Consider the following 26482-nt stretch of genomic DNA (forward strand, 5'->3'; position numbering starts at 1 on the left):
CCCATTTTTCTGTACACGGTCAGCCCATCCGCTCCAGGGCCAGCGCCGCAAGGAGCGCCATCGTCTGGAAGACTTCTTTATTCTCCGGGGTGAGCACCCCCTCAGGGTCGTCGAAGGCGAACGCCATGACGCCGAAGATGAGCCTGTGGGCCCTGACGGGGACGTAGTGTCCCGTCCCGGAGGGGAGGTTATCGGTTCCCCGGCCAGCAGCCTCGCCGTTGTCGTAGGCCCACTGGGCGATCGACCGCTCCTTTGCAGGGAGAGGGTAGGCAGCATCGCCTGCCTGGACATGCGGCCCGGCGGGGCCGGGCACGAGCACCGCAAACGAACCGGGTTCAAACCCCTGCATGTGGCGGGCAAGGGTATCAAAGACATCCTGTCGTGTGCCGGCCCGGGCAAGGTCACGAGAGAGCCCGGCGACCGCCTCAACCTCAGCCTCGCTCTCCCTGATCCGGGGGAGGGTGCGACGGAGCCGGTAAGCAAGCCTGCTGACCACGAGGGCAATGACGACATAACCGGCAAACGCGGTAAAGTAGCTCCAGTCGTCTATTGTCAGGGAGTAGTAAGGCTTGACGAAGATGAGGTCGAATGCAAGGATGCTTGCGACGGCTGCAAACAGGACGGCCCCCCGCCGGAAGAAGAGCGCGGTCACCACGACGGGCAGGAGCTGGAAGACCAGGAGGAACTCCGGCTGGATAACCCCCCGGAGGAGGACGCTCGCAGACCAGGCGGCGGCTATCAGGACGAGGCTTGCGGCGTAGTCCCAGGAGAGGAAGTGCGGGACCTGCCGGCGGATGGGGATACGCACGAGGTCACCTTTGGGCTCATAGAGGAAGATATCGATGCCCCGGGACCGCCGCAGGATCCTGTAGACCGGAGAGAAGAGGATATCGACCCCCCGGGGCTTTCCGAGCATGATCATGGTGACATTGTTCCGCCGGGCATAGCGGAGGATCTCGTCGGCGACATCCTCGCCGCGGAGGCGGACGATCCGGCCCTCGAGCCTCCGTCCGGCCTCCAGGGCCTCCGTAAGCCAGACGCGCTCCTTGAGCGTGAGCGGGCGATCGCTCTCCAGGTCCACCGTGAGCACTACCCAGTCGGCATCGAGCCGGACGGCAAGCCGGTATCCCGCCCGCACCAGCTGCCCGGCCGCCGGGCCCGGCCGGATCCCGACCAGGAGTCGTTCTGCTGCCGGCCAGGGGCCCGGGATAGCGCGGGCCCGCATATGGCCGATCATCTGCTGGTCGGTGGCGGTCGCCACATAGCGCAGGGTAAGTTGCCGGAGAGCGAGAAGGTTCCCGGTGCTGAAGAACCGGTGTATGGCCGCTTCGGCCATATTCCTGACGTAGACCTTCCCTGCCCTGAGGCGGAGCCGTAGTTCCTCCGGGGTGACGTCGACGAGCCGGATCTCATCGGCGCCGGAGGGAAACGTATCCGGCACGGTCTCTAAAACACGGATGCCGGTGATCTGGGCGACGGCATCGTTCTGGCTCTCGATATGCTGGATGTTGACGGTCGTATAGACTGATATACCGGCACGGAGGAGTTCCTCGATATCTTCGTAGCGCTTGACATGGCGGCTCCCCGGCGCGTTGGTGTGGGCGAGTTCGTCGACGAGGGCGACCTCCGGGTGCCGCCTGATGATGGCATCAAGGTCCATCTCCCGGAGGTCGAGACCCTGGTAGCCGATGATTGCTGGAGGAACAACCTCAAGTCGCGCGGCGAGGGCCTCGGTCTCCGGCCGGCCGTGCGTCTCCACGTAGCCGATGACGATATCGACCCCCTCTCCCCGACGCTGGAGGGCGTCCTGGAGCATCGTATAGGTCTTCCCCACACCAGCTGCGTAGCCGAGGTAGATCGTCAGTCGCCCTCTCCCCTCCTCCGAACGGCGGGCGATGCCGAGCAGGTCCTCGGGCAGGGGCCGTCCTTCATCTTCACCGGCCTTCATGCATCCCCCCTTCCATGCGGTCCAGCGCCCGGTTAAGCGAGAGGACATTGACATACGTCCCTGCATACGGCGAATCGACGGCCTCAGCCATGACGAGCGCCCGGACCTCATCTTGCGGGAGACCGCGCGCCTTTGCAACCGCCGGGACCTGCACCAGCGCCGCGTCAAGGCTGATATGCGGGTCAAGCCCGCTCCCTGACGTCATGACCAGGTCGGCAGGGATCGGGCCGGCCACGCCGGCCTCCCTGAGCGCCTGCACTCTTCCTGCAACCTGCTCGAGGAGGACGGGGTTCGTCGGTCCCAGGTTTGACCCGCCTGAGTGCGAGGCGTTGTATGCGGTCAGCGGCGTCGCCGACGGGCGGCCCTGGAAGTAGAGCGGTGCGGTGAAGTTCTGGCCGATGAGCACCGATCCGATAATCCGGCCGTCGTCGCCGGCAACAAGGCTCCCGTGTGCCTGGAAGGGGAAAGCGGCCCCGGCGATGAGCGTCACCGTCAGGGGGTAGGCGACCCCCGTGACGGTCGCAAGCAGGGCAAAGAGGAGTATGGCGCGCCTGAGAGGTTCCTTCATCGTTATCTCCTATATCGGCAGGATGCCGGAGATTACGAGGTCGATCACCTTGATGCCGATGAACGGCGCGACGACGCCCCCGAGGCCGAAGATGGTCAGGTTGTAGGCGAAGAGTTGCGATGCCGGCATCGGCCTGAACCGGACCCCGGCGAGTGCGAGCGGGATCAGGAGCGGTATAATCAGCGCGTTGAAGATGACTGCCGAGAGGATGGCCGACCCGGGCGTTGCCAGGCCCATGATGTTCAGGACCGCAAGCCGCGGGTAGACCCCGCTCAGGGCGGCCGGGATGATGGCAAAGTACTTGGCGATATCGTTTGCTATCGAGAAGGTGGTCAGGGCGCCCCGGGTCATCAGGATCTCCTTGCCGACCTCGACGATATCCAGGAGCTTCGTCGGGTCGCTGTCCAGGTCGATGATGTTGGCCGCTTCCCGGGCCGGCTGGGTGCCGCTGTTCATCGCAACCGCCACGTCCGCCTGGGCCAGGGCGGGCGCGTCGTTGGTCCCGTCGCCGGTCATGGCGACCATGTAACCTTCGTCCTGGTAGCCGCGGATCAGCCGGAGTTTGTCGTCCGGCTTCGCCTCGGCCAGGTAGTCGTCCACGCCTGCTTCTGCCGCGATAGCAGCAGCGGTGAGCGGATTGTCGCCGGTGATCATCACCGTCCGGATGCCGATCCGGCGCAGGTCGGAGAACCGTTCCCGGATCCCGGTCTTCAGTATATCCTTGAGGAATATGACGCCGAGGATCGTCGGGCCCCGGGCTACAACCAGCGGCGTGCCGCCCGCCGATGCGATCCCGGTCACCTTCGCCGCGAGATCCGGGGGAGGGGTCCCGCCGTGTTCCCGGACCGCCTTCACTATCGCGTCGGTAGCGCCCTTCAGGTAGGTCGTTCCGTGGCACTCCGCGCCGCTCACCCGGGTTGCAGCCGAGAAGGGGATGAACTTCGCCCCGGGAGGACAGGTGATGGTAGTCCCGGTCTTCTCCCGGACGAGGGCGACGATACTCCTCCCCTCCGGCGTCTCGTCGGCGGCAGAGGAGAGGAGAGCGGCTTCCACCAGGTCGGTCCGGGCCTGCCCCTCCACCGGAACGAATTCGGTCGCCTGCCGGTTGCCGAGGGTGATCGTCCCGGTCTTGTCGAGGAGCAGAACATTCACGTCGCCTGCGGCCTCGATTGCCCTTCCTGAGAGGGCGACGACGTTGTGCTGGAAGAGCCGGTCCATCCCCGCGATACCGATCGCCGGCAACAGTGCCGCGATGGTCGTGGGGGCGAGGCAGACGAAGAGTGCGACGAGCACCACGAGGCTGGCCGGGGCGCCCGTGCCGCTTGCGGCCGCGCTGTAGGCGGAGGCCGGATAGATGTTCGCGACGGCCAGAAGAAAGACGGCGGTCAGGGAGAGGAGCAGGATGTCGAGCGCGACCTCGTTCGGGGTCTTGCGCCGCTCTGCCCCCTCGACCATGGCGATCATGCGATCGAGGAACGTCTGCCCGGGCTCGGCGGTGATCCTGACGATGATCTCGTTTGCGATCACGGTGGTCCCCCCGGTCACGGCGCTCCGGTCGCCGCCTGATTCACGCACCACCGGGGCGGACTCCCCGGTTATGGCCGCTTCGTTGACCAGGGCGGCGCCCTTCACCACCTCGCCGTCGCCCGGGACGACCTCGCCTGTCCGCACCAGGACGAGGTCGCCGGGTCTGAGGTCAGAGGACGGCACCTCGTCGACCGGGGTGCCGAATGCCTCTTCCCGGAGTTTGTGGGCGGGCACACCGCCCCTCGACTCCCGGAGCGACGCGGCCCTTGCCTTCCCCCGGCCTTCTGAGAGCGCCCCGGCGAAGTTCGCGAAGAGCACAGTCAGCCAGAGCCAGAGCGAGACCATGCCGGGGAAGAAGCCCCCGCCCGCGAGAGCGATCAGGGTCGTGATGATGCCGCCGATCTCAACGAGGAGCATCACCGGGTTTCCAGCCAGCATGCGGGGGTCCAGCCTCTGCACAGCGCCGGCGAGGGCGCCGCGGATCAGTTCAGGGTCAAACGCGGCGACGCCGGGGTATCGTTTTCGGGCCACCGGCTCACACTCCGCCCGCCATCAGCAGGTATTCTGCAACCGGGCCCATCGCCAGGAGCGGAAAGAACGTGAGCCCGCCGACGAGCAGGATGATAAGGGTCGTCCAGGCCACAAACGCCGGGGAGGCGGTGGAGAGCGTCCCGGGCCCGGGAGGAATGGCCTTCTTCTCTGCCATCGATCCCGCGAGGGCCAGCATGGCGATGGCCGGGGCGAACCTCCCGACGGCCATCGCGAGCGCGCCGGCGATCACGTAGAAGGGACCGGTGGCGTCAAGCCCGGCAAAAGCGCTCCCGTTGTTGTTGGACATGGACGCGAAGGCGTAGACCACCTCCGAGAGCCCGTGCGGGCCGGGGTTTCCCATCGCCCAGGGGAGAGCAAGCGTGATGCCGGAGAGGAGGAGCACGAGCACACCCGGGACGAGGACGGTGACAACCGCCATCTGCATCTCCGCAGCCTCGATCTTCTTGCCGAGGAACTCAGGGGTCCGCCCGATCATCAGCCCGGCGATGAAGACGGCGACCACCACGAAACCGGTGATGGTGTAGAACCCCGAACCCACCCCGCCGAAGACGACCTCACCGAGGAGGATCAGGAGCATAGGGACCATACCTCCAAGCGGGGTGAGCGAGTCGTGCATGGCATCGACTGCGCCGCAGGACGTCGCGGTCGTCGATGTGGCAAAGAGCGCCGTGCCCAGAAGGCCAAACCTGACCTCTTTGCCCTCCATGGAGATCCCCGAAACACCGAGTTCGCCCACCAGAGGGTTTCCGGCGAGTTCCGCGGCGTAGAGGCCGCCGAAGGCTGCGACGTAGATCGTGAGCATAACGGCATAGATGGCCCATCCCTGCCGCATGGCCCCGGTCATCCGGCCGAAGACGAAGGGGAGGGCGGCGGGAACGAGCAGGATCAGGAAGGCCTCGATGAGATTGCTGATGGCGGTCGGGTTCTCGTAGGGGTGCGCGGAGTTGGCGGCGAAGAACCCGCCGCCGTTTGTGCCGAGGAGTTTTATCGCCTCCTGAGAGGCGACCGGGCCCATGGCGATCGTCTGCGGCCCGGCCGTGACGTGAGCGTCCAGGTTCTGGATGACCCCCTGCGAGGCGAGCAGGAGGGCGGCGGCGAGGGCGATTGGGAGCAGTATGTAGAGGACAGAGCGGGTCATATCCACCCAGAAGTTTCCTATACGGTCGGTCGACCGGCGGGTGAGCCCCCGCATAACCGCGATCGCAATGCAGATCCCGGTGGCGGCCGAGAGGAAGTTCTGGACGGTGAACCCCGCCATCTGGGAGAGGTAACTCGCCGAGACCTCTCCACTGTAGACCTGCCAGTTCGTGTTGGTGACGAAACTGACGGCGGCGTTCAGTGCGGTCAGGGGATCGAATGCGCCGACACCCTCCGGGTTGAGCGGGAGGATGCCCTGCAGGAGGAGGAGAGCGAAGAGGACGACAAATCCGATGCCGTTAAAGACGAGCAGGTCCCGGGTGTAGCCCCGCCATCCCTCCTCCTCGCCGGGGCTGGTCCCGATGAACCGGTAGATCGCCTGCTCGATCGCGCCGGGAAGGCCCGCGGATACGCCCCCGGAGAAGACCCGGTGGATGTAGCCGCTCAAGAGCAGCGCCGCTCCGGTGACGAGGAGGAGAAAAAGGGCGGCGGCTGCGGCATCCAGGAGGGGGTCGGGGGGCGTCACGGCCGGTCACCGCCTGGGGCAGGGCTCTTCTGGAGTCCGGGCAGGTCCGGGGGGGCCGCGGGGTGCCCGCCCATAGGGAGGGGGCTGCAGGGCATTGAATCTCATCCGGTGCTGGTATGGCGGATAACATGACCTACCTATAAAAAGCCTTTTTCCAGGTGAGACCGACCGCGATGAGGGGGGCCGGGGCGGTACCGGGGAACATAAGACTGGGAGCGATTTCTGCACACAAAATGGCCGGACATACTCCTGGAAGGAGAACGTCCGAAGTCTGGCAGTCAAACGTCTGCTCAACATCGATCTCCCTGCGGCAGCGGTTCCGCTTCCCGAATGGGCCCGTGGGATAGGGATCTACGGGAGTTATGCAGAAGGGGCGAACACGGCCGATAGCGACCTCGACCTCTGGGTGCTTGTCGATGAGTATACACCGGATCTCGATATACTTGCGGCGAGAGTCGAGAAAGGCGCGAGTGCGGCAGCAGGGATGGAGACAAAACTGCTCACCCTCACCCCGGAGGGGCTGTCGGACCTGAGAGAGACCGATCAGCCGTTCTACACCGGCCTCATCCGGTCAAGCGTTACCCCGGGAGGTTCGTCAATTGACAACGATTGAGGGTTGTTTCAGGGAGAAGATGCTCCGCAGGGTCGCACCTTCCGAGGAGAAAGCGAACGAATCGTTGATCCTCGCCCAATCCTATCTTGATGAGGCACGGCAGGCAGCTCAGGCTCGGTGCAAGAAGAATAAGCCTGACCGGGGCGTATATGGTCTCCTCGAAGGCGCGGTGCATCTCGGTGACAGTCGCCCTCACCTTCCAACAACAGCATAGCTTTGATTAACCGCCGGGTTCAATACGGCCCTATGAAGGCTCCGTCGCCGACCGCGTGCCTCTGCTGTGTGTTGACAATCATGCTCTTTTCTAGCGGCTGCATAACCTATACCGGAAGCCAGGAAGACTACGACAACCGGGTTGTAGCGGAGCCGAACAATGCTGAGGCGTGGTGCATCCGGGGGATGTACTACAACAATCACCACAACCAGTACGCCGAGGCAATGGAGAGTTGCAATAAGGCGCTTGAGTTGGACCCGGAGTACGGGCTGGCCTGGTACCTGAAGGGAGTCATTCTGACGAACATGAATATGACCGACGAGGCGGGGGCGTGTTTTGAGAATGCAACGAGGTACGATCCCGGGCTGGCACAAGATCTGTCGTTTGTTGCTGAAAATACGTGAGGTGTAGGGTTACAATGCATTCGATCTGCCCCGGCCAACGAAAGTTGCTACCTCCCTGCCCCTTCTCACGAAAGGCGGCGTTGCAGTACCGGAGGAGAGATCCGCCCGGGAGCGGTGCGCCGAATATATTACTGACCCATTAGAATAGTTATCCCGGTGAATCTCTCTCCCGCAGATGTTTCCGAAGTGGAAACTATCTGTTCACAGGGCGGAAACGATATGGGGAAATCGGTACTGACAGAACTCTTCGAAACCGAGGAGAGGATACATATCCTCCGGTATGTTGCACTCAGTATCCAAACCGGCGATCGTAGTCGGTGTGGTCCAGCCACTCGATGATGACCGCGTTCACACCGTCATCACGGGCTACGGTATACATGAGCCGCCACGAACGGGTGAGATTATACTTCCAGAGATTCTTCAGTGGCCCGTATTTCTTGTGGTAGTCTTTCGGGATCAACTTCTTTGGCACCTGGAGCCCACAGAAGGCATCTGCCGCGATTCTGCCGAGAGCCCGGACCAGCAGTTCAGCTAGCCGACGGTCCCCGGGATCCTGGGAGGCCTGAAGAGCCAGGAAGGCCTCCCGCACCTGCTCGTCTGCAAAATAGATTCGGCATTTCATCGGAACCGCAAGTCTTCGCGCATTGCATACTTCCGGACCATGTCTGGGTCGTGAATCCAGCAGATTGTCCCCCGCGAATCGCTTGCTATCTTCCCTGACTCCTCGAGGTACTCGATGATTGTCTTGAATGTCTGGTACATCATTTTCTTCGGCAGGTTCTCCCACAAGGCCCGCCGTTTGTATTCGCCGCTGTGCTCCTGGATGAACTCTTCAACCATCTGGATCGTGTTGAGCTGGGGACTGTGTGATCCCTGGTTACACCCTGGCATGAGTGACTTTTAGTTGTATAAGTTAATATAATCATATCATCTGGCAATTCTGCTTGGAGGTTACACGGCGCCGCGACGGAAGGGATCCGGGATCCTCAGGTACGATGGCAGAGGCTACCACCTAGATGTGATCGGTCAGGCACATGGAGCCTGCAGAATAACCCCTTTATGCTTAGAAGTTGAGCAGGACCGTGAGAATATAATCTCGAAGGAAAAGACTTCTTTTTAAAATTGGATTCCAAACATCCCGTTAAAGTGCTGCGGGTGGGATCCGAACCCACGATTTCCAGATGTCCCAGGCTTGGACGCACCGTTCACTCGTAAACCCTATGAGTCTGGCGCCCTAACCGACTAGGCCACCGCAGCGCACAAAGTGCAGTATAACAATGACGTATTGCCAAATAAACCTTATGACTCACCCCAAAAAATAGACAGGGGGGTTATTCCGTGTTTTTCCGGAGATACACGTTGAGCGCCGCGGCAATCGCCGCCACTTCCTTTCCCTGTCGGAGCGAGGCGGCCAGCGTCTGCATACGTGCCTCCTCCTCGCGAAGGTAGCGGCGCAGGTCCTTCACGACATGCTCCTCCTGCAGGAAGTGCGTATGCGTGTCGCCGGCGATGAAGTGGGCGTCGTGCATGATCGCGTAGTGGAGCGGGAGCGTCGTCTTCACGCCCAGGACGACGTACTCGGAGATGGCCCGGCGCATCCGCTGGATCGCCTCCTCGCGGCTGGAGCCCAGGGCACAGAGTTTGGCGATCATCGAGTCGTAGTGCGGGGGGATCGTGTAGCCCATGTGGATGCCGGAGTCGACCCGTATCCCCGGTCCTCCCGGGGACCGGTACCGGACGATCTTGCCGGGATCGGCAGCGAAGTCGTTCAGGGGGTCCTCCGCGTTGATACGGCACTCGATCGCATGCCCCCGGATGCTGACATCCTCCTGGTCCATCGCGAGGTCCTCGCCGGCGGCGACGGCGATCTGCTGCTTCACCATGTCGAGGCCCGTGATACACTCCGTGACCGTGTGCTCCACCTGCAGCCGGGTGTTCACCTCCATGAAGTAGTAGTTGCCGTTCGCGTAGAGGAACTCCACCGTGCCGGCGTTCTTGTAGTTCGCCGTCTTCGCGGCGGTGATGGCCGACGCCGTCATCCGCTCCCGGAGATCGGGCGTCATGATCGGGCAGGGCGCCTCCTCGAGCAACTTCTGGTGCCGGCGCTGGATGGAGCACTCCCGGTCGTAGAGGTGAAGGGTGTGCCCTTTCGCGTCGGCGAGAACCTGGATCTCGATATGGCGCGGTTTCGTGAGGTACTTCTCGACGAAGATCGTCGGGTCCCCGAACGCAGACCCCGCGATCCGGCTTCCCTTCTCGAGCGCCTCCTCGAGTTCCGCCTCGTTCTGGGCGATGTGCATGCCAATACCGCCGCCGCCTGCGCTCGCCTTCACGATCACCGGGTAGCCGATATCGGCGGCGACCTCCTTTGCCGCATCAACGCTCGTGACGCCTTCCGGCGTACCGGGGAGGACCGGGACGCCGGCCTCGCGCATCATCTTCTTCGCCCCGATCTTCGAGCCCAACATCTCGATCGTCTTCCATGACGGCCCGATGAACGTCAGCCCCTCGTCCTCGACCAGTTTTGAAAATGAAGCATTCTCGGCGAGGAACCCGTAACCGGGGTGGATCGCCTCGGCCCCGGTCTTCTTTGCCACATCGCAGATCCGCTCCTTGTTGAGGTAACTCCTGGAGGGGTGCGCCTCGCCCACGTTGAACGCCTCGTCGGCGTACTTGACGTGGAGCGCATTCTTGTCGGGATCGGAGTAGATTGCGACCGTATCGATGCCGAGTTCCCGGCAGGCCCGCATAATCCGGATGGCGATCTCGCCGCGGTTGGCGATCAGGATCTTGTCAAAGTACTTCATCGCGCAAAACTTCCCATCTGCCGGCCTCAACTGACGACCATCAGCACATCGCCGTTCTGGACGACATCGCCGGCGGCGACGAAGATCTCTTCTACGGTGCCGTCACGCGGGCTGCGGATGGGGTTCTCCATCTTCATCGCCTCAAGGACGATCAGTGTATCTCCCTTCCTGACGGTGCTCCCGCGCTCGGTCATCACCTTCAGGACCATGCCCTGCATGTTGCTCTTGACGCCGCCGGCAACCTCCCCGCGGGGAATCCTCTCTTTTGCCGACGGAGCAGGCGCCGGGCCCGAGACCGCACCACCGTCCACGGTGACGATCCGGACCGAGAAGATCTCGCCGTCCACCTCCACCTCCATGGAGCGGGGGATCTCCGCAACCGCGGCGGGCGCGGGTGCCGCCTTCTCGGGGATCACCTCGGCCTTGCACTCGCCCCGGAGGAACGTCGGCGCGATGTTCGGGTAGAGGATGTAGGTGAGAACGTCCTCCTCGCGGGTGACGAGCCCCTGATCCTCCGCATGCTTGCGCATCTGGTCGTAGATGGGCTCGAGCAGGTCCGCAGGGCGGCCCGTCACTGGCTCCTCGTCGCCGATGATCAATTTCTGCACCTCTGGGCTGATCGGGGCCGGAGGGCGGCCGTAGAGGCCGCGGACGTAGTCTTTTACCTCCGTCGTCACGTTCCGGTAGCGGTCCTCGTCCATCAGGACGTTGAAGACCGCCTGGGTGCCGACGATCTGGCTCGTCGGGGTCACGAGCGGCGGGTAGCCGAGGTCCTTCCTCACCCGCGGGATCTCGCGGAGCACCTCGTCCATGCGGTCGAGCGCGTCCTGCTCCTTCAACTGGGAGACGAGGTTTGAGATCATGCCGCCCGGGAGCTGGTAGATCAGCACGTCCGAGTCGACCCGGTCCGCGATCTCGGAGAAGAGCGGCCCGTACTTCTCCCGCAGCTCCCGGCAGATGTTCCTGACGTTCCGGAGCGGGAGCAGGTCGATGCCGGTGTCGCGCGGTGTCCCGGCGACGCTTGCGACAACGCTCTCCGTCGGGGGCTGGGAGGTCCCGAGGGCGAACGGCGACATCGCCGTGTCCAGTATGTCCACGCCCGCATCGATCGCCGCCTGGTAACTCAGGGGCGCGACACCGCTCGTACAGTGGGAGTGGAGGCAGACCTTGACGTCCGCCGCCTTCTTAATCCCGGTGATCAGGTCGCGAGCATCGTGGGGCATGATCAGGCCGGCCATGTCCTTGATGCAGATCGAGTCGCAGCCGAGCGAGTAGAGCTCCTCTGCCATATCGATGAAGGTCGCGACGGAGTGGACCGGGCTCGTCGTGTAGGAGATCGCGCCCTGCAGGTGCGCCCCGACGTTCTTGACCTCGGTCATCGCCTTCTTCATGTTCCGGATGTCGTTCAAGGCGTCAAAGACCCGGAAGATATCGACACCGTTCCGTGCGGACGCCTCGACGAACTTCTCCACCACGTCATCGGGATAGTGCCGGTAACCGACGAGGTTCTGACCCCGGAGAAGCATCTGGATGGGGGTGCGCTTGAGCTCAGCCTTCAGTTCCCGGAGACGATCCCAGGGATCGTCGTTGAGAAACCGGATGCAGCTGTCAAAGGTCGCCCCGCCCCAGGCTTCGACGGAGAAGAATCCCACTTCGTCGATGGCACGGGCAAGAGGGAGCATGTCTTCAGTCCTGAGCCGCGTGGCGATGAGCGACTGATGCGCGTCCCTAAGCGTGGTATCGGTGATATTGAGTGTATCAAATTTGGCAGCACACATCGAATTTTGCACCTCGAAGGGCTGAAAGAATATCAATAAAGCCTCTACAAAATTCGTCCTAATAATATAAAAACGTCGCGTAGGGGCAAAATCGATAAAATACCGAATGAAACCGCCAAAAAGGATGCAAAAACGTCTTTCCAGTCCGTTCTAAACCGGGGGCATACCCGCCCGCCGAGCGTGTAGCCCCGTATCACCAGCAGTCTGGCGATATCCTCGGACCTCCGGATCTGGGTGACGATGAGGGTGACGGCGAGCGGCACGACCGAGCGGATGCCGGGCCGGATCCCCTTCAACGCCATCGCAACCCGCATCTGGCTGATCTCCTCCCCGATCACCGCGAGGCCCGAGAGCCCCATCTCGGCGATGAGCCCGATCTCGAACCCCACCCGGTCCCCGAGTGCCCAGGCCGCCACGGCAAGGGCCTCTCCTTCTTTCGTCTCGCTATATGCCCAGGCGGCGAGGAGGAGGACCACTGTCATCCTGATGAAATAGGAGAGCCCCGGCCCGCCGTTCCATGCAGAGAGGAGGGCAGTTAGGGCAATCATCGCGATGAAGGAGAGGAACACCCCCGGCCGCGGGAGGGCCTTCGTACGCGGGGTGAAGATCAGCCACCAGGCGAGGGCGACAACGGCGCCTGCCATGCTCGAGAATGCAGCGAGCGAGAGAACCACAACGGAGAGCAGCCTCAGCCGCGGATCCTGCATAACGCCTCCTGGGCATCGGTCAGCCGTATATTCTCCGGGCGGGCGCCCCGGTCCAGGGCGTAGCGCAGGTAGGGCGGGGCGTGCCGCCAGAGGGGGATTGCGTCCGGGACGCGACCGAGGGCAGTCAGGGTCCCGGCCTCGATCTCCCAGAGGGCATCCACCCGGGGGAGGACCGCGCGCTCATGCGAGAAGAGGATGGTGATACCCGCATCGCGTTCCTCGATCATCCGGCAGGTCTTCCATTTTGCGGTGCAGTCCAGGGAACTGAACGGTTCATCAAGCATCAACAGGTCGGGATTCCGCATGAACGTGCAGGTCAGGGTCAACCGTTTGAGTTCGCCGCGGGAGAGGTGGAACGGATCGTCGTTTGCACGCGCCGAGAGGTTCGCCCGGGCAAGGACGTCGTCCGGGGCAAGCCCCCACGACCGGACCTCTTCGGCAACAGTCGGGCTGGTGACGTGGTGCTCAGGGAACTGCAACAGGAGCAGGGCCGAGGAGACGCCGTCCCGCCGGATGGCGCCGCCCCCGGGACGGAGGAGCCCGGCGAGCAGGAGAGCGAGCGTCGATTTCCCGCTCCCCACCGGTCCGCTGACCAGGTGCACCCCCGGATCGAAGGTGCCGCTGCCCCGGAGGGCGAACGGACCCCGGGAGAAGGAGACGTCCTCGAGAGCCACCTTCACCGGCGAACCCTCCAGAGCGTCGGGTAAAAGCACGTCTCCTCGAGGCGGGCAAAGACCTCCTCGGGTGTGCCATGGTATCGGACCACGCCATTTTCCATGAAGAGAAGGTAGTCCGCCCCGGCCGCGGTGTCCATCGACTGCGTGCACCAGAGCACGTGAGCCGCCGTGCTCGCCTCCACGACCGCGCGGAGACGCTCTGCCGTCCCGGCGTCCAGGTGCGAGTCGGCCTCGTCCAGGACGAAGACCTCGGGATCGTCGGCAGAGGCGGCGGCAAGCGCGACCAGGGCCTTCTCGCCCCCGGAGAGCTCCGTGACCGTCCTCCCGACGAGGTGCGGGATCCCGACCCGTTCAGCGGCCGCCCGAACCCGCTCGTCGGTCTCACGGCAGGGACGGTGGTGGAACCGGGGGGTCGATGCGATCTCGTCGTAGACCCGGGAGAAGAGGAGCGTCCGGTCGGGGAACTCCCCCACCCACCCGACCTTCACGGCCGACGGCGGCCTCCCGAGGAGCCGGACCGTTCCCGCTTCGGGCTCCTCGATCCCGGAGCAGACCCAGAGAAGAGTCGTCTTGCCGCTCCCGTTTTCTCCGATCACGGCGATGTGCCGGGCGTCCAGCGCAAGATCGGGGATCTCGAGGACCCGGTGCGAAAGACCGGTGATCTGGATCACGTCACCCGCTTCCCGATGGTGTATGCCGCTACGACCTTCACGACGTCGCCGACGATGAACGGGGCGACCCCAAGCAGGGCCGCCTGAAGAAGCGAGAGCGAGGCCGAGTATGAGAGCCATACGGCGCCGGCCGAGAGGTAGATTGCACAGGCCGTGATCAGGCCTCCTATACGCCATTCCGGTGATTCCTGCTCATAGGCGAGCCCGGCGACGAGGGCGGCGGGGATGAAGCCGACCAGGAACCCGCCCGTGGGCCCGAGAAGCACCCCGAGGCCCGCCGTGCCGTTGTGGTAGATCGGGAGGCCCGCCGCCCCGAGGAGGACGTAAAGAGCGACGGGGATCACCGCGTAGCGCTTCATGACGATCCCGGCGAGGAGGACAAAGAGGGTCTGGAGCGTGAGCGGGACCGGGGGCAGCGGGATGGATATCCAGCTCCCGGCGGCGATCAACGCGATGAACGTGCCGCTGCTGGCAAGAATCCGGGCGCGGTGCATCATGTCGACTATAGGTTCGCAGGCTGACGGTAAGAACATTGTCAACCAAAAAATTTTGACGGGTTGACAGGGACCTAGAGCTGGAAGCAGTCGCCGGCGATGACCCGCTCCACCTTCCCGTTGTCTTTCCGGATGATCAGGGCTCCGTGCTCGTCGATATCGATGGCCTCTCCCACAAAGGTCTTGTTGATCGTCTTGATGGCCACCCGGCGGTCGAGTGTCAGGGAGAGGCTCTTCCACTCGCGGATGATGGAATCGTATTCCCCGTCTTCGAGCTGCTGGTAGCGCAGTTCAAACTCCCACAGGACCCGGGCAAGGAGTGCCACACGGTCGACCGGGCGGCCGACCTCAGCCTCGAGCGAGGTGACCGTCTCCTGCAGGAGCGGCGAGAGCTCGTCGAGGGCTATGTTCGCATCGATCCCGACCCCGAGGAGGCCGTAATGGACGTTATCCGCCTCAGCGGCGAGTTCCAGGAGCAGTCCGGCGACCTTCTTGTCCCCGATGAAGATGTCGTTGGGCCACTTGATGAGCGCACTGATGCCATACTCCTTCCGGATGGCACGGGCGATCGCGATCGACCCGACCATCGTGATCATGAAGAGGTGGTCGAGCGGGATCTTCGGTTTCAGGATGATGGTGGCCCAGATACCCCCTGCAGGGGAGACCCAGGCGCGCCCGAGCCTTCCGACCCCGCCGGTCTGCTCTTCGGCGATGATCACCATGCCGTGGAGAAGCGCGGGATCGGTCTCGTCGGCGAGTTTCTTCGCGATCCAGCTCGTGGAGGCGGTGCGCTCGAAGTGGCGGATCTGCTTCCCGATGACCCGGGTGCGGAGCCGTTTCTGGATCTCGTACGGGAGGAGTTGATCGGTCGTCGCTTCGAGGTGGTAGCCTTCCGCTCGCGACGACGAAATACCGTATCCCAGCCTCCGGAGTTCGCGTACCTGTTTCCAGACAGCCGATCGAGTGATGCCCAGTTGCTCTGCGATGCGCTCGCCCGAGACCGGGCCGGGCGACTTTTCGAGAATCTGTAAGACGCTGATTGCCGTATCCTTCATGTCCATTACCTTTTCGCTGCAGGCGACTCGGTCGGGAGCGGACATGGATCCTGGCCGCAGACCTGCCGCCGGATCTCCGCGTTCTGCTCCATGAAACCCGCCAGATCAAAGATGCCGGTCACATCGACGATACCGATGGCGCAGATAGCCCGGCCCTCGCTGTCCCGCACCGGTGCCACCGCGACCGGGATGCCTTTATACGGCCCTCCCGGGGGTCTGACTCGCTTTATGACGTTCTCCACCAGGACCTCCTCGAGGATGGGGCCCGTATAGGCATCGTCGATGACCTTTCCGTCCTCGATCCGGATTCCGGGATGGTCCCGGGACCGTGCCGTGACGGGCAGGCGGCCGATCAGATCATGGATTGTGATCATGATAGGAATGAGATCGCGTGATCCCGAAGACGCAGATATCATATAGTGTTCCATGGTCGTCTCCCTACTTTCCATCATGGTTTATCTAGAATAAGGTTTCCCTCTCGCCGCAGGAGAACTCCTTCAGGAATTCCCGTGATGGATACTCATGGATGCTGGATAAAAGGACGATACCATCGCCGATCGCCTTCTCGACCAGGAGCGCCTCCCCGGTAGCCGAGGCGGCAAGTGTCTCGCCGCCGTGGGCTGAAAAAGAGCCGTCGCACTCGACGGCGGCAAGGTCGTACCCGGAGAAGAGGGAGGTGTAGTCACTCCCGGTGGTAAACCGGACCGCACGCGGCCCGTACGAGAACGTATAGGTCGCCGGGAACGGGAGCCAGTCGTAGGCGTCCTCCCGCGGCCCTCCTGCGCCGAAGACCAGCAACCTTCCGCCATTCTCGACGAAACGCCGTATGCGTGGTGCCGCGGCCCGGAGGGCGGGGAGGAGGTTTGAGTAGTCAGGGTTTGCAAACCCCGTCGGCACGATGAGCGAGACGAACCTCCCGCGCCAGAAGGGGGAAGCGAGCATATGGGGATTGACCGCCTCGCAGCAGGCGCCGCAGTCCTCGATGAGCCGCGAGAACATAAGCGGCCGATCCCAGAGCAGCCCGGTCCTGCACGTCACCCCTTGATCACCCCGAGCGGCTCCAGCCGGGCGACGATCCCCGAGAGACCGGCTTCGTGCACGACCCGGACCACTTCCCGGCTCGGCTTATAGACCTCGGGCGCCTCCTCCGCGAGGGCCAGGTCGCTGTGAGCGCGCACCAGGATCCCCTCTTCTGCGAGGCGCTCCCGGAGTTCTTTGCCGTGGACCTCTTTCTTCGCCTTCGACCGGCTGAGCACCCTCCCCGCGCCATGGCAGGTGCTCCCGAAGGTCTTCTGCATCGCGGCCGTCGTGCCGTGGAGGAGGAAGGAGGAGGTCCCCATGCTCCCGGGGATGATCACCGGCTGCCCGACGGCGGCATACTCGCGGGGGATACCGGGGACGCCCGGGCCGAACGCCCGCGTCGCACCTTTGCGGTGGACACAGACCTCTTGTGCCGCCCCGTCGACCTCGTGTTGCTCGAACTTGGCGACGTTGTGCGCGACATCGTAGACGAGCCGCATCTCCTCGTAGTCGATCTCAAAGAGTTCTGCAAAGACCTTCCGGGCCTCGTGCATGATGACCTGCCGGTTCGCCCAGGCGTAGTTTGCAGCGCAGACCATACCGCCGAAGTAGGCACGGCCTTCCGGGGAGTCCAGCGGAGCGCAGGCAAGCTGCCGGTCGGGAATCTCGATCCGGTACTTCCCGAGCGCACCCTCGAGCGTCCGTATGTAGTCGGTGGCGATCTGGTGGCCGAGACCCCGTGAGCCGCAGTGAACCATGAAACAGACCTGCCCCTCGCTGATGCCGAAGACCCTGGCCGCTTCCGGGTCGACGATCTCGCGCGCCACCTGGACCTCCAGGAAGTGGTTTCCCGCTCCGAGCGTCCCGATCTGCGGCACGCCCCGCTGCCGTGCTTTGGCGCTGACGGCACCCGGGTCCGCGCCCGGCATCGCGCCCTCTTCCTCGCACCGGACGAGGTCGGCGGCGGTGCCGAGCCCGCGCTCAACCGCCCACCGGGCGCCGTCGACCATGACCCGGGAGAGGTCCTTGTTCGAGACCCGCATAGCACTCTTTCCACCCACACCGGTCGGCACGGCGGAAAAGAGCCTCTCGATCAGTTCCCGTTTCTTGCCGGCGAGATCTGCTTCCGTCAGGGGCGTCGTGATCAGCCGGACGCCGCAGTTGATGTCGAACCCGACCCCGCCGGGGGATATGACCCCCTCCGTCCTGTCGAACGCTGCAACACCCCCGATGGGAAACCCATACCCCCAGTGGATGTCGGGCATCGCAAGCGAATATTTCACGATTCCCGGCAGGGTGGCAACGTTGGCGAGCTGGCGGACCGCCCCTTCTTCGAGCGTCTCCGCCAGCGCCCGGGAGAGGAAGAACCGTCCCGGTACCCGCATGTTCGGGACATATCCAATGGGGACCTCCCATTCGAGGTCTCCGACCGTATTGATTCCTTCTAGCATAGGGATCCCTCAGATATCGAAGATGATCTCCACCACATAGGACTCCTCTTCTTTAACGATATCGAGCCCGAAGTAGGATATTCCCTTGATGAGCGACCCCCCGGAGTGCCGCGCGGGGTCGAAAGGCTCGCCCTTGAGGGCGGCGGAGAGCCGGGTGCCCTGGATATCGACGTCGAAGGTGCAGAAGACGTTGTTCTCGACGTCGGTGATGAAGAGCAGTTCCGAGAGGAAGTCGATGAGGAGGGTCTCGAGGTTCTCCGCCTCAAGGGTAACCTGCCGGTCGATGCCGCGGTCCTCGCAGGGACCATACATCACGTGAAACAGGGCCCGGCCTGCTTCGGCGAAGAGTTCGGCGATCGTCGCGCCCCGCACCCGTACGAGGACATCGGCGGTATGATCCAGTTCCTCAAAACTCATGGTCAGGAATATCTTCGTAGAAGATTGGAATCATGCCCCGGTGAATGGTATCGATGTGGCGGGCCTGGTACTTCGAGATGTAGACGGTATAATCGCCGACCGGGACCTGCAGATCGGTCGCCTTCGGCGGTTTCACCGATGTCGGCAGGAGGATCGCGCCGCTGCAAGACGTGCTCACCCGGAAGTCACGTTTCCTCTGGAGGATGTACGCCCGGACGTCTTCTGTGACGGATATGCTTCGTGATGGTCCTGACTGCCCAATATCGCTCTGCATGGTAGTCATTCATGTTGGTTTTGAGTGTAAAAAAAGAGGTATGGTGTCCGGGTGTCAGGTGGCTACGAGGATACGCGTCACCACATCCACGTACTGCTCTTTCAACTCGTAGATGGTGTTCGTTCCTTCCGCGTTCCGTCTCACGCGCAGGATGCCTATCCGGGATGCAATCGTGCCCACCATGGATGCGACGGAGTGGTAACTGATGGAGAACTGCTCCTGCAGTTTCCCGTAGATCTGGGGTATGGTGAGAGATTTTACCTTAACGAAGAGATTGAGGAGCTCATGCCGGATTCCATCCCGGTCTCGCGAGAGATAACCTTTGAGTCGCGTCTCTATCTCTGCTTTGAGCTCATAGGGCGATCTCATATGTGCTTGTGATTCGGTATTTTATATATATCTTTTCTTTTCCATCGTTAAATGGAGATTCTGCCAGGAGGACGACAATTGTCTGACGAAACCGGAGCAGGGGCTTTATAAACTTGGATATTTGAAAATATATGGTTATACGCGCCCTGATATCCGTTTCACCCCCGGATCGTCACGGTAACCCTCGCGCCCGGGAACGCTCCGGTGCAGGTGCCGGGGTGCTCTCCAGGGCCTCTCCCGGGAGGAACACGCCCTGGAGGAACTCTCCCCTGAGGCACTCCCCCGGAACCGCTCTCCAGGGTATCGACATTGCACTGCTATCCGGGCGGATCCCGATTCCCGCCTTATATCCATGAGCAACCCTTTAACCCTTCACAATCGTACATTGATACAGCATGGAATTTGCCAGATATGATATCAACAAATTCTCTCCGCGGCAGATGGTAGCACTGCCCCTCGTTCTTCTCCTCCTTGCCGTGGCCGTGCTTGGGTTCACCACGCTCACCACCGGCCTGCCCCTGACACCGGGCATCGACTTTGCGGGAGGAACGGCGGTCACGATATTTACCCCTGACAGCAGAGAGACGATAGAGACCACCTTTGCCGACTATCCGCTCTTATCGGTGGGTGAAGGAGTCGGCGACGGGAAATACCTCCAGTTCGGCCCCATGGACGACACCCAGTACCGGAGTTTCATCGCGCTCGTCAACACGAACTACCCCGATGCAAAGGTGGATCACATCGGTGAAACGTTCGGAAAGACCCTCCAGAGTCAGGCCTTTCTCGCCCTGATATTCTCGTTCATCGGGGTGGCCCTCGTGATCTTCCTCGCCTACCGAAACCCGATTTCGTCGGGTGCGATCGTCTTTGCGGCCATATCGGACATCGTCATCACCGCCGCAGCGATGCAGGTCCTCGGCATCCCGCTCTCCCTCGGGACGACGGCAGCCCTGCTGATGTTGATCGGCTACTCTGCGGACAGCAACGTCCTCCTGACCACCCGCCTCCTCAAGCGTAAGGGCAAACTCGACGAGAAACTCTCCGGGGCCTTCAGGACCGGGATCATCATGACGACCACGACGCTTGCGGCCATCGCCGCCATGTGGGTCGTCACGACGCTGGGGCAGATCCAGATCATCAGCGCGATCGCAAGCGTCCTCATCATCGGGCTCCTCGTCGACATGATGAACGCCTGGATGCTGAACGCCGGGATTCTCAAAGCATACATCCTCCGGGGGGGTAAGAAATGAACCGAGAAACCCTCATCAACCTCGTCAAAGACTGGCGGGTGGCCCTGCTGCTCCTTCTTGTGATCGGCTCCCTCGTCGGCATCTACCTCACCCCCCCGAACCCCGAGAAGGGGCTTGAGGGGAACCTCCAGTTCGGCCTCGACCTTGAAGGCGGCTCCTGGCTGCAGATGGAGTTCCAGTCCGTCGTCGTGGCATATTCGACCGACGGATCGGTCGAAGACCTCGTAGAGAACCTGCAGAAGACCCTCGAGGTGGACGTCATCCAGATTGACGAGAATCACCTTGAGATCCGCAAAACCGTCTCCCGTGCCGACCTCGAACCGATCTTTGCGGCATCAAACGCCTCGATCGTCACCTATCAGGAGGGCGTATCGGCGTTCACCGCAGACGACGTGAAACGGATCCTGAGCGAAAAGGTGAACGCCCTCGGTATGCAGGACGCCAGGATCAACCTGCTCACCCCGACAGGGAGCGAGTATCCGCAGTACGTGCGGATAGAACTCGCCGGGGTGGATATGACGACGGCGCAGGAGATCGTCGGTAAACAGGGCATGTTCGAGATCCGGATCCAGACGACAGGCAACGAGACCGAGCACGTCCTCTACGGCGACCAGATCATCAGCGTCGGCGTGCCGCAGAGAGACCCCGCGACGCAGGAGTGGGGCGTCGGGTTCTCGTTCACCGATGCGGGCGCAGAGGCGTTCCGGGATGCCGCCCTCAAGTACGGGGCGGTCGACAACCCGAGGAACCACAACCTCGTGATGATCCTGGATAACAAGACGGTCTACAGCGCCCCGCTCTCCGGCGGCCTCGCGTCGGAGCTCCGGTCGGCCCCGGTCAGGTCGCTCTCCGCGAGCACCGGGATCGGTGATGCCGGGCTTGATGACGCGATGGCGCTCGAGATCCACCTGCGGGCCGGCGCCCTGCCGGTGAACGTGGATGTCGTCGGGTCCGGCTCCGTCCCGGCGGCGCTCGGCGAGCAGTTCAAGGTAACGGTCCTCCTGGCCGGGATCATCGCGCTGCTCGCTGTGGGGGTCGTCATCTACTACCGCTACCGCGAGCCTTCGATTGTTCTCCCCATGCTCCTCGTCAACGTCTCCGAGATCGTCATCCTGCTCGGGATCTCCCGATTCATCATGCAACTCGATCTTGCCACCATCGCCGGCCTGATAGCGGTGGTGGGCACCGGCATCGACCAGCTGGTCATCATCACGGACGAGGTTCTTCACGAAGGACGTGTCCCGTCGCGGAACCTCTACATAAAGCGCTACGAGCGGGCACTCGGGATCATCGTCATCTCTGCAGCGATGGCCTTCATCGCCATGCTTCCGCTGGCCCTGATGGACCTCTCCACGCTCCGGGGCTTTGCCATCATAACCATACTCGGCGTCCTGATCGGCGTTCTGGTCACGCGGCCGGCGTATGGGAAGGTAATCATGGCGATCCTCTCGAAATAATACCCCAACCAATAACCTTTATTGCCCCGTTCACACACAATGTGTGAATGGGGTACAGCGTTATGGGAAAACCGATTTTAATGGACTTCTTCGCCGAGTGGTGCGGTCCGTGCCACCAGCAGTCACCGATCATCGATGAGCTCAAGAAGAAGATGGGTGACCAGGTCGATATCAGGAAGATCGACGTCGGTGTCGACTCCGAACAGACGCGGCAGTATGCCGCGAAATACGACATCCAGTTCGTCCCCACGCTCGTCATCGAGAAAGACGGGGCTCTTATCCAGAAACTGGTCGGCGTCCAGGACCTTGCAAAACTTGAAAGCATCTTAAAACCGCTGGTGTAAGGTGAAGATCGGCATCGTCGGCGGGACCGGCGATATCGGGGAGGGCATGGCGCTCCGGCTCTCTCCGAAGTACGAGTGTGAGTGGGGTCGCGTGAGGACGTAAAGGCCATCGCAACCTGCGATACCTGCCGGGCGGCCCTGCATGAACGCGATCAAGAGTGCAGCCTCTTCGGCGGTCTCCATCCCGCGTGCGGTCGATGAGGGGGATATCGTTATCCTTGCGATACCCTTCAAGCACACGGTCTCTATCCTGAAAACCCTGACCGGGTTTGAGGGGAAGGTCGTCGTCAGCCCGTCAACCCGATCGAGCGCACGACCTACTTCTCCTACGCCCCTCCGGCGGAGGGGTCGGCGGCGATGATGATCAGGGGGTTGCTTCCCCCGGGTGCAACAGTCTGCGCCGCGTTCAATAACATCGCCGCAGAAAAGTGGCGGATGCTCGATGAGGAACTGGACTACTCCGTCGCCGTCTGCTGCGATGACGACTCCGCGAAGCATACGGTCATGAAGATCGTCAACAACGTCTCACGCCTCCGCGCCTATGATGCAGGGCCGCTTCGCGCCGCATCCGTTGTCGAGAGCGTCACCCCCCTCCTCCTGAACATCGCCCGCTTCAACAGGATGAAGGACGTCGGCATCAGGTTTGTGTAGCCCTTTTTTTGCCGCTAGGGAAGGGTGGCGAGAGCCGGTAGCCGACCCCGGCACTCTGTTAGTTCCGGTGAAGCGCAACAAGGAGCATAGCACCCGGACACTGGATTTCGCGTTCTCCCGAACCGGGCTTCCATCGACGCTCCGCCGCCCGCCCCCCGGGGATGCACATATCCCAATCCACGCCAAACCATTCTGTACGATAGTCCTCGGGTGCTGTGAATGCTGGATCAGGAGTTTGAACGGATAGGAAAGCGGCTCTTCCAGGAAGGGCTTGTCGGAGCGAACTTCGGGAACATGAGCGTCCGCGGTGAGGGCGGGCTGTATATCACCCGGACCGGCGCCTACCTCGACGCCCGGGAGATGCCGGTCTTTGTGCCGGATGCGGGCGACGCCCCGCGTGAAGCATCGAGCGAGTACCGGGTCCACCGGGCGGTCTACCGGGAGACGTCTCATTCTGCGATCGTCCACGCCCACCCGGTCCACGCCGTCGCTGCATCGCTCGATGCCGACCTCATCCGGCCGGCCGACAGCGAAGGAGGGATGCTCTGCCCGAGAATCCCGGTCGTTACCGGGAGCCCGGGAACCGACGAGATTGCAGAGAACGTGGCCGAAGCACTCCGGGAAGGCCACATCGTCATCGTCCGGGGGCACGGGACGTTTGCCGCGGGAGAAACGTTGGATGAGGCATATATCTACACCTCGATCGCCGAGTACGCCTGCCGGATCCTCTTCCTATCGGGGCGGCTTTAAGCCGCCCTGTAACTGTTCGATCTGACGGGTGGTCTCGCGGTGAAACCCGAGCAGCATGTCGCTGATCACACCGAACATGAAGATCTGAAAGCCGATGGTGATCAGGAGGACCGTGAGGATGGTGAGCGGCAGGTGCTCGATGTTCCTGAGCCATTCGAGGATGACGTAGATACCGATGACGCCCCCGGCGAGCGATATGAAGAGGCCGATGATCCCGAAGTAGAAGATCGGGTTGTTCATCTTCGCGAGCCGGTATATGGTCGAGAAGATCCGCAGACCGTCCTGGAACGGGTTGAGTTTGGTGGGGGTCCCGGGCCTCGCGAGATACTGGACCGGGACGACCGTGATCCGCTGCCCGTTTCTCACTGCCTCTACCGCCATCTCCGTCTCGATCTCGAACCCCGCCTCTTTGAGGGTCATCTGCCGGATCGAGTGGAGGGTGAAGGCACGGTAGCCCGAGAGGATGTCGCGGAGGTCTCGCCCGTGTGCAAGCCTGAACATGAGGTTGAGGATCTGGTTGCCGAAGTGGTTTAACCGGGTGAACGCCTCACCGTCCGGGTCTGAGAGGCGGTCGCCGATGACGTGGTCGAATCCCCGGCCGAGCGGTTCGAGCATCTTCTCCGCGTCCTCCGGCGAGTAGGTGCCGTCGCCGTCGAGCATCAGCACGTAGGGCGTATCGATGATCTCTACGGCCTCGATGATGGCGTTGCCCTTCCCCTTCCCCGTCTGCGTCCGGACAACCGCCCCTGCGGATCGTGCGATATCGGGTGTTCTGTCGGTGCTGTTCCCGTCCATGACGAGGATGTGTGAAAAACCACGCTTCCGGAACCCCTCGACCAGTTCCCCGATCGTCGGGGCCTCGTTCAGCGTGGGGATGAAGATGCATACTTCATCTCGCTCGATGTTCATCGAGGTACTTATATCCTATTTAATCTCATAAGGACTTCGCATGAATCTGGCAAAACCGGGGATCCGGGCCCTCGGTATCGCCGAGAGTTATTCGGGGCGAGTGCAATCCACCCTTGCCGGCGTCGTCATGCGAAAAGACCTCCGGATCGACGGGGCGGCCTTCGCCAAGATAGCCGTCGGGGGGATGGATGCAACCGATGCGGTCATCAGGATCGTCACCGGTCTTGACCGCCGGGACATCAACCTCATCATGATCAGCGGGAGCGTCATCGCCTGGTACAACATCATCGACCCGGCGGCGGTGCAGGAGGCGACCGGTCTTCCCGTCATCATCACCACCTACGAGGAGTCGGACGGGCTCGAAGACGAGATCCGGCACCACTTTCCCGGCGATGCCGGGAGGCTCGCCGCATACCGGCGGCTCGGCAGCCGGATCCCGGTCAGGCTGCACTCGGGATACACGCTCTTCATCCGCACCTGCGGCATCTCCCCGGAAGACGCGGCACGGCTCTGCAACGACTTCACGCACGACGGCAGGATGCCCGAACCGGTCCGGGTGGCGCGGCTCATCGCCCGCGGCCTCATCCGGTCCTCTGAGTGCGGCGGGTCAGCCCCTGACGACCATGACCGATGAGGTCGCGTGGTCGACGACGTAGGAACTGACACTCCCGAGGAAGAACCGGTCGAGCCGGCCCCGGCCGTGCGACCCGACCACGGTCAGGTCGGTGCCGAGTTCCTGCGCGAGAGCGGTGATCTCCGCTCCCGGGTGCCCCCAGTGTTTGTGAACGGTTATCGGAAGACCTGCGCCTGCGGCCCGCCGCTCTGCGTCGGCGAGGATCTCGTCCGCCTCACGCTCGAGTGATTCGAGGAGCGCCTGTCTCGCCATGTCAGGCGGCTCGAGTTCGTTGAGGGTCAGTGCCGGATACGTGCCGGTCTGGATGACATGCACGGCATCCACGGAGGCCCCTACGGCACGGGCGATCGTCAGCGCCTCGTCGAGGGCACGGTGGCTGACCGCCGACCCGTCGACGGCCACAAGTATCGACGTAAACATAGCAGTCTCTAGAAGCGTCCAGGTACAAAAAGATGGTCTTCTGCGGCGGGAGAGACGGCCGGCCTCATGCCCGGGTCGAGTGCTTTGAGATCACCTTCTCCGTCCGCTTATCCACGATCTCCACGGTGACCATGACATCCGGAGCAAGTTTTCCGTCACCGAGGTCAACCACCATCTCCTCACCAGGGTTCCAGTAGAGGGAGCGGCAGCCCTCGCCCTCGATGTACTTCACCCCGTAGTGGTGCGACGATATGAGGAGGTGACCGTTCAGGGTCTGGACAGTGGCGGTCCTCTGGCCGTCCCGGTAGAAGATCGCCTTCAGGCAGTCGTTCTCGTAGACCGTGCTGCCGTTGTTGAGGAGGAAGACCCGGCTGGCATAGGTCAGTTTCCCTGTCTCTCCGCTGGCGTGGCTGATCCCGGTGATGACGATCGGGGGCAGCGCGGGCTCCGCCCAGGACCAGGAGGGGATCATTGCAAGCACCATCAGCAGGACAAGGGCGGCGAGGATGATGGTGAGGGCAACCATCAGGAGCGTGGCGTGGGTATGTGAAAGGGCGCGGTCGTCCATCGGCGCACGACGGCCCTGCCGCCCGCTCTTCAGGCCGGATGCCGGGCCTGCGTGAGACCCATCTACGGGATCGCCGGCCCGCTGCAGGGGAGAAAGGGCCTCTCCGGACCGAGTGTGTTCGCCGGGCATGCGCTCATGAGGAATTTATCATAGGAGGTATAAATATTGCCAAAAACGTCCGTTCCCTGCGGAGGGGAACGGGAAAAATCTTTCGATACGCCGGGGGGTGCCGGTGCTGGCGGCCTGCGAGAGGGCATGCCCTCCTCCGTGCGGCGGGGGACAGGGGGAGC

General features: G+C 62.8%; 31 protein-coding genes and 1 tRNA gene. 9 read left to right on the forward strand and 23 right to left on the reverse strand.

What is annotated here, in order from left to right; genetic code table 11:
* Positions 1-19: 19 nt before the first annotated feature.
* Genes V6K60_RS03595 through kdpA form a run of 4 tightly spaced genes read right to left on the reverse strand, consistent with a single transcriptional unit; the run spans position 20 to position 6258 of the window.
* Positions 20-1948: a DUF4118 domain-containing protein gene (locus V6K60_RS03595; protein WP_332449147.1), complete on the reverse strand. Its 1929-nt coding sequence runs from the start codon at positions 1946-1948 to the stop codon at positions 20-22.
* The gene (gene kdpC / locus V6K60_RS03600; protein WP_332449148.1) at positions 1935-2516 is read right to left on the reverse strand and encodes a potassium-transporting ATPase subunit KdpC; all 582 of its coding nucleotides are present in this window, start codon (positions 2514-2516) and stop codon (positions 1935-1937) included. Before kdpC ends, V6K60_RS03595 begins: the two co-directional genes overlap by 14 nt.
* Positions 2517-2525: 9 nt before the next feature.
* Positions 2526-4574, reverse strand: coding sequence for a potassium-transporting ATPase subunit KdpB (gene kdpB, locus V6K60_RS03605; RefSeq protein WP_332449149.1), 2049 nt, complete (start codon positions 4572-4574; stop codon positions 2526-2528).
* A gap of 4 nt (positions 4575-4578) precedes the next feature.
* A complete protein-coding gene (gene kdpA, locus V6K60_RS03610) occupies positions 4579-6258 on the reverse strand; it encodes a potassium-transporting ATPase subunit KdpA (protein WP_332449150.1) in 1680 nt (559 codons plus the stop codon).
* A gap of 349 nt (positions 6259-6607) precedes the next feature.
* Here kdpA and V6K60_RS03615 point away from each other — a divergent pair, with 349 nt between their 5' ends.
* Together V6K60_RS03615 and V6K60_RS03620 are read left to right on the forward strand one after the other, a co-directional pair.
* On the forward strand, positions 6608-6871 hold the full coding sequence (locus V6K60_RS03615) for a nucleotidyltransferase domain-containing protein (protein ID WP_332449210.1): 264 nt from the start codon (positions 6608-6610) through the stop codon (positions 6869-6871).
* Between the two features lie 246 nt (positions 6872-7117).
* A complete protein-coding gene (locus V6K60_RS03620; protein ID WP_332449151.1) occupies positions 7118-7489 on the forward strand; it encodes a tetratricopeptide repeat protein in 372 nt (123 codons plus the stop codon).
* 289 nt (positions 7490-7778) lie between these two features.
* On the opposite strand, the gene V6K60_RS03625 is transcribed toward V6K60_RS03620, so the two are convergent.
* The 16 genes from V6K60_RS03625 to V6K60_RS03700 form a co-directional block, all read right to left on the reverse strand.
* Positions 7779-8111: a hypothetical protein gene (locus tag V6K60_RS03625; protein ID WP_332449152.1), complete on the reverse strand. Its 333-nt coding sequence runs from the start codon at positions 8109-8111 to the stop codon at positions 7779-7781.
* A complete protein-coding gene (locus V6K60_RS03630) occupies positions 8108-8380 on the reverse strand; it encodes a hypothetical protein (protein WP_332449153.1) in 273 nt (90 codons plus the stop codon). The genes V6K60_RS03625 and V6K60_RS03630 overlap by 4 nt, the downstream gene beginning before the upstream one ends.
* A gap of 256 nt (positions 8381-8636) precedes the next feature.
* A tRNA-Met gene (locus tag V6K60_RS03635) sits at positions 8637-8746 on the reverse strand.
* A gap of 74 nt (positions 8747-8820) precedes the next feature.
* On the reverse strand, positions 8821-10296 hold the full coding sequence (locus V6K60_RS03640; RefSeq protein ID WP_332449154.1) for an acetyl-CoA carboxylase biotin carboxylase subunit: 1476 nt from the start codon (positions 10294-10296) through the stop codon (positions 8821-8823).
* A 26-nt stretch (positions 10297-10322) separates the two neighbouring features.
* A complete protein-coding gene (gene oadA, locus V6K60_RS03645; RefSeq protein WP_332449156.1) occupies positions 10323-12074 on the reverse strand; it encodes a sodium-extruding oxaloacetate decarboxylase subunit alpha in 1752 nt (583 codons plus the stop codon).
* 44 nt (positions 12075-12118) lie between these two features.
* Entirely contained in the window at positions 12119-12781 is a 663-nt protein-coding gene (locus V6K60_RS03650) for an energy-coupling factor transporter transmembrane component T (protein ID WP_332449157.1), read from the reverse strand.
* Positions 12763-13461, reverse strand: a complete 699-nt coding sequence (locus V6K60_RS03655) for an ATP-binding cassette domain-containing protein (protein ID WP_332449158.1) — start codon at positions 13459-13461, stop codon at positions 12763-12765. The genes V6K60_RS03650 and V6K60_RS03655 overlap by 19 nt, the downstream gene beginning before the upstream one ends.
* The gene (locus V6K60_RS03660; RefSeq protein ID WP_332449159.1) at positions 13458-14129 is read right to left on the reverse strand and encodes an energy-coupling factor ABC transporter ATP-binding protein; all 672 of its coding nucleotides are present in this window, start codon (positions 14127-14129) and stop codon (positions 13458-13460) included. The genes V6K60_RS03655 and V6K60_RS03660 overlap by 4 nt, the downstream gene beginning before the upstream one ends.
* Entirely contained in the window at positions 14126-14626 is a 501-nt protein-coding gene (locus tag V6K60_RS03665; RefSeq protein WP_332449160.1) for a biotin transporter BioY, read from the reverse strand. The genes V6K60_RS03660 and V6K60_RS03665 overlap by 4 nt, the downstream gene beginning before the upstream one ends.
* A 71-nt stretch (positions 14627-14697) precedes the next feature.
* A complete protein-coding gene (locus tag V6K60_RS03670) occupies positions 14698-15678 on the reverse strand; it encodes a biotin--[acetyl-CoA-carboxylase] ligase (protein WP_332449161.1) in 981 nt (326 codons plus the stop codon).
* Between the two features lie 5 nt (positions 15679-15683).
* On the reverse strand, positions 15684-16052 hold the full coding sequence (locus tag V6K60_RS03675; protein WP_332449162.1) for a DUF2111 domain-containing protein: 369 nt from the start codon (positions 16050-16052) through the stop codon (positions 15684-15686).
* An 85-nt stretch (positions 16053-16137) separates the two neighbouring features.
* Positions 16138-16716, reverse strand: a complete 579-nt coding sequence (locus V6K60_RS03680; protein WP_332449163.1) for a hypothetical protein — start codon at positions 16714-16716, stop codon at positions 16138-16140.
* Positions 16713-18149 (reverse strand): RtcB family protein, encoded by a 1437-nt coding sequence (locus V6K60_RS03685; protein ID WP_332449164.1) that lies wholly within the window; start codon positions 18147-18149, stop codon positions 16713-16715. The genes V6K60_RS03680 and V6K60_RS03685 overlap by 4 nt, the downstream gene beginning before the upstream one ends.
* Positions 18150-18158: 9 nt before the next feature.
* Positions 18159-18566: an archease gene (locus tag V6K60_RS03690; protein WP_332449165.1), complete on the reverse strand. Its 408-nt coding sequence runs from the start codon at positions 18564-18566 to the stop codon at positions 18159-18161.
* Positions 18556-18849 (reverse strand): hypothetical protein, encoded by a 294-nt coding sequence (locus tag V6K60_RS03695; RefSeq protein WP_332449166.1) that lies wholly within the window; start codon positions 18847-18849, stop codon positions 18556-18558. Before V6K60_RS03695 ends, V6K60_RS03690 begins: the two co-directional genes overlap by 11 nt.
* A gap of 45 nt (positions 18850-18894) precedes the next feature.
* Positions 18895-19209: a DUF2551 domain-containing protein gene (locus V6K60_RS03700; RefSeq protein ID WP_332449167.1), complete on the reverse strand. Its 315-nt coding sequence runs from the start codon at positions 19207-19209 to the stop codon at positions 18895-18897.
* Between the two features lie 395 nt (positions 19210-19604).
* Between V6K60_RS03700 and V6K60_RS03705 the strand changes: the two genes are divergently transcribed.
* From V6K60_RS03705 to V6K60_RS03730, 6 genes are all read left to right on the forward strand, one after another.
* Positions 19605-20459, forward strand: a complete 855-nt coding sequence (locus V6K60_RS03705; RefSeq protein ID WP_332449168.1) for a protein translocase subunit SecF — start codon at positions 19605-19607, stop codon at positions 20457-20459.
* Entirely contained in the window at positions 20456-21916 is a 1461-nt protein-coding gene (locus V6K60_RS03710; RefSeq protein WP_332449169.1) for a preprotein translocase subunit SecD, read from the forward strand. Before V6K60_RS03705 ends, V6K60_RS03710 begins: the two co-directional genes overlap by 4 nt.
* A gap of 62 nt (positions 21917-21978) precedes the next feature.
* A complete protein-coding gene (locus V6K60_RS03715) occupies positions 21979-22260 on the forward strand; it encodes a thioredoxin family protein (protein WP_332449211.1) in 282 nt (93 codons plus the stop codon).
* Between the two features lie 142 nt (positions 22261-22402).
* Positions 22403-22621 (forward strand): NAD(P)-binding domain-containing protein, encoded by a 219-nt coding sequence (locus V6K60_RS03720; RefSeq protein WP_332449170.1) that lies wholly within the window; start codon positions 22403-22405, stop codon positions 22619-22621.
* The gene (locus tag V6K60_RS03725) at positions 22618-22911 is read left to right on the forward strand and encodes a hypothetical protein (protein ID WP_332449171.1); all 294 of its coding nucleotides are present in this window, start codon (positions 22618-22620) and stop codon (positions 22909-22911) included. The genes V6K60_RS03720 and V6K60_RS03725 overlap by 4 nt, the downstream gene beginning before the upstream one ends.
* Positions 22912-23130: 219 nt before the next feature.
* A complete protein-coding gene (locus tag V6K60_RS03730) occupies positions 23131-23661 on the forward strand; it encodes an aldolase (RefSeq protein WP_332449172.1) in 531 nt (176 codons plus the stop codon).
* On the opposite strand, the gene aglJ is transcribed toward V6K60_RS03730, so the two are convergent.
* Positions 23644-24570: an S-layer glycoprotein N-glycosyltransferase AglJ gene (gene aglJ, locus V6K60_RS03735; RefSeq protein ID WP_332449173.1), complete on the reverse strand. Its 927-nt coding sequence runs from the start codon at positions 24568-24570 to the stop codon at positions 23644-23646. The two genes, V6K60_RS03730 and aglJ, sit on opposite strands and share 18 nt — an antisense overlap.
* Positions 24571-24610: 40 nt before the next feature.
* On the opposite strand from aglJ, the gene V6K60_RS03740 reads away from it, so the two are divergent.
* Complete coding sequence (locus tag V6K60_RS03740) at positions 24611-25204, forward strand: endonuclease dU (RefSeq protein WP_332449174.1); 594 nt, start codon at positions 24611-24613, stop codon at positions 25202-25204.
* On the opposite strand, the gene V6K60_RS03745 is transcribed toward V6K60_RS03740, so the two are convergent.
* The gene (locus V6K60_RS03745) at positions 25178-25624 is read right to left on the reverse strand and encodes a universal stress protein (protein ID WP_332449175.1); all 447 of its coding nucleotides are present in this window, start codon (positions 25622-25624) and stop codon (positions 25178-25180) included. The two genes, V6K60_RS03740 and V6K60_RS03745, sit on opposite strands and share 27 nt — an antisense overlap.
* Before the next feature lie 64 nt (positions 25625-25688).
* Positions 25689-26321 (reverse strand): type IV pilin, encoded by a 633-nt coding sequence (locus tag V6K60_RS03750; protein WP_332449176.1) that lies wholly within the window; start codon positions 26319-26321, stop codon positions 25689-25691.
* Between the last annotated feature and the right edge of the window lie 161 nt (positions 26322-26482).

It is taken from the genome of Methanoculleus sp. (assembly GCF_036677455.1).
In the GTDB taxonomy this organism is placed as follows: domain Archaea; phylum Halobacteriota; class Methanomicrobia; order Methanomicrobiales; family Methanoculleaceae; genus Methanoculleus.

Coding starts and splice junctions, on each gene's coding strand:
- V6K60_RS03650 (WP_332449157.1), bottom strand. CDS start 12,781: ATGCAGGATCCGCGGCTGAGGCTGCTCTCCGTTGTGGTTCTCTCGCTC.
- V6K60_RS03670 (WP_332449161.1), bottom strand. CDS start 15,678: ATGAAGGATACGGCAATCAGCGTCTTACAGATTCTCGAAAAGTCGCCC.
- V6K60_RS03750 (WP_332449176.1), bottom strand. CDS start 26,321: ATGCCCGGCGAACACACTCGGTCCGGAGAGGCCCTTTCTCCCCTGCAG.
- V6K60_RS03595 (WP_332449147.1), bottom strand. CDS start 1,948: ATGAAGGCCGGTGAAGATGAAGGACGGCCCCTGCCCGAGGACCTGCTC.
- V6K60_RS03740 (WP_332449174.1), top strand. CDS start 24,611: ATGAATCTGGCAAAACCGGGGATCCGGGCCCTCGGTATCGCCGAGAGT.
- oadA (WP_332449156.1), bottom strand. CDS start 12,074: ATGTGTGCTGCCAAATTTGATACACTCAATATCACCGATACCACGCTT.
- V6K60_RS03715 (WP_332449211.1), top strand. CDS start 21,979: ATGGGAAAACCGATTTTAATGGACTTCTTCGCCGAGTGGTGCGGTCCG.
- V6K60_RS03710 (WP_332449169.1), top strand. CDS start 20,456: ATGAACCGAGAAACCCTCATCAACCTCGTCAAAGACTGGCGGGTGGCC.
- V6K60_RS03695 (WP_332449166.1), bottom strand. CDS start 18,849: ATGACTACCATGCAGAGCGATATTGGGCAGTCAGGACCATCACGAAGC.
- V6K60_RS03675 (WP_332449162.1), bottom strand. CDS start 16,052: ATGATCACAATCCATGATCTGATCGGCCGCCTGCCCGTCACGGCACGG.
- V6K60_RS03640 (WP_332449154.1), bottom strand. CDS start 10,296: ATGAAGTACTTTGACAAGATCCTGATCGCCAACCGCGGCGAGATCGCC.
- kdpC (WP_332449148.1), bottom strand. CDS start 2,516: ATGAAGGAACCTCTCAGGCGCGCCATACTCCTCTTTGCCCTGCTTGCG.
- V6K60_RS03665 (WP_332449160.1), bottom strand. CDS start 14,626: ATGATGCACCGCGCCCGGATTCTTGCCAGCAGCGGCACGTTCATCGCG.
- V6K60_RS03730 (WP_332449172.1), top strand. CDS start 23,131: ATGCTGGATCAGGAGTTTGAACGGATAGGAAAGCGGCTCTTCCAGGAA.
- V6K60_RS03700 (WP_332449167.1), bottom strand. CDS start 19,209: ATGAGATCGCCCTATGAGCTCAAAGCAGAGATAGAGACGCGACTCAAA.
- V6K60_RS03705 (WP_332449168.1), top strand. CDS start 19,605: ATGGAATTTGCCAGATATGATATCAACAAATTCTCTCCGCGGCAGATG.
- V6K60_RS03625 (WP_332449152.1), bottom strand. CDS start 8,111: ATGAAATGCCGAATCTATTTTGCAGACGAGCAGGTGCGGGAGGCCTTC.
- V6K60_RS03690 (WP_332449165.1), bottom strand. CDS start 18,566: ATGAGTTTTGAGGAACTGGATCATACCGCCGATGTCCTCGTACGGGTG.
- V6K60_RS03720 (WP_332449170.1), top strand. CDS start 22,403: ATGAACGCGATCAAGAGTGCAGCCTCTTCGGCGGTCTCCATCCCGCGT.
- V6K60_RS03725 (WP_332449171.1), top strand. CDS start 22,618: ATGATGATCAGGGGGTTGCTTCCCCCGGGTGCAACAGTCTGCGCCGCG.
- V6K60_RS03745 (WP_332449175.1), bottom strand. CDS start 25,624: ATGTTTACGTCGATACTTGTGGCCGTCGACGGGTCGGCGGTCAGCCAC.
- V6K60_RS03685 (WP_332449164.1), bottom strand. CDS start 18,149: ATGCTAGAAGGAATCAATACGGTCGGAGACCTCGAATGGGAGGTCCCC.
- V6K60_RS03620 (WP_332449151.1), top strand. CDS start 7,118: ATGAAGGCTCCGTCGCCGACCGCGTGCCTCTGCTGTGTGTTGACAATC.
- V6K60_RS03630 (WP_332449153.1), bottom strand. CDS start 8,380: ATGCCAGGGTGTAACCAGGGATCACACAGTCCCCAGCTCAACACGATC.
- aglJ (WP_332449173.1), bottom strand. CDS start 24,570: ATGAACATCGAGCGAGATGAAGTATGCATCTTCATCCCCACGCTGAAC.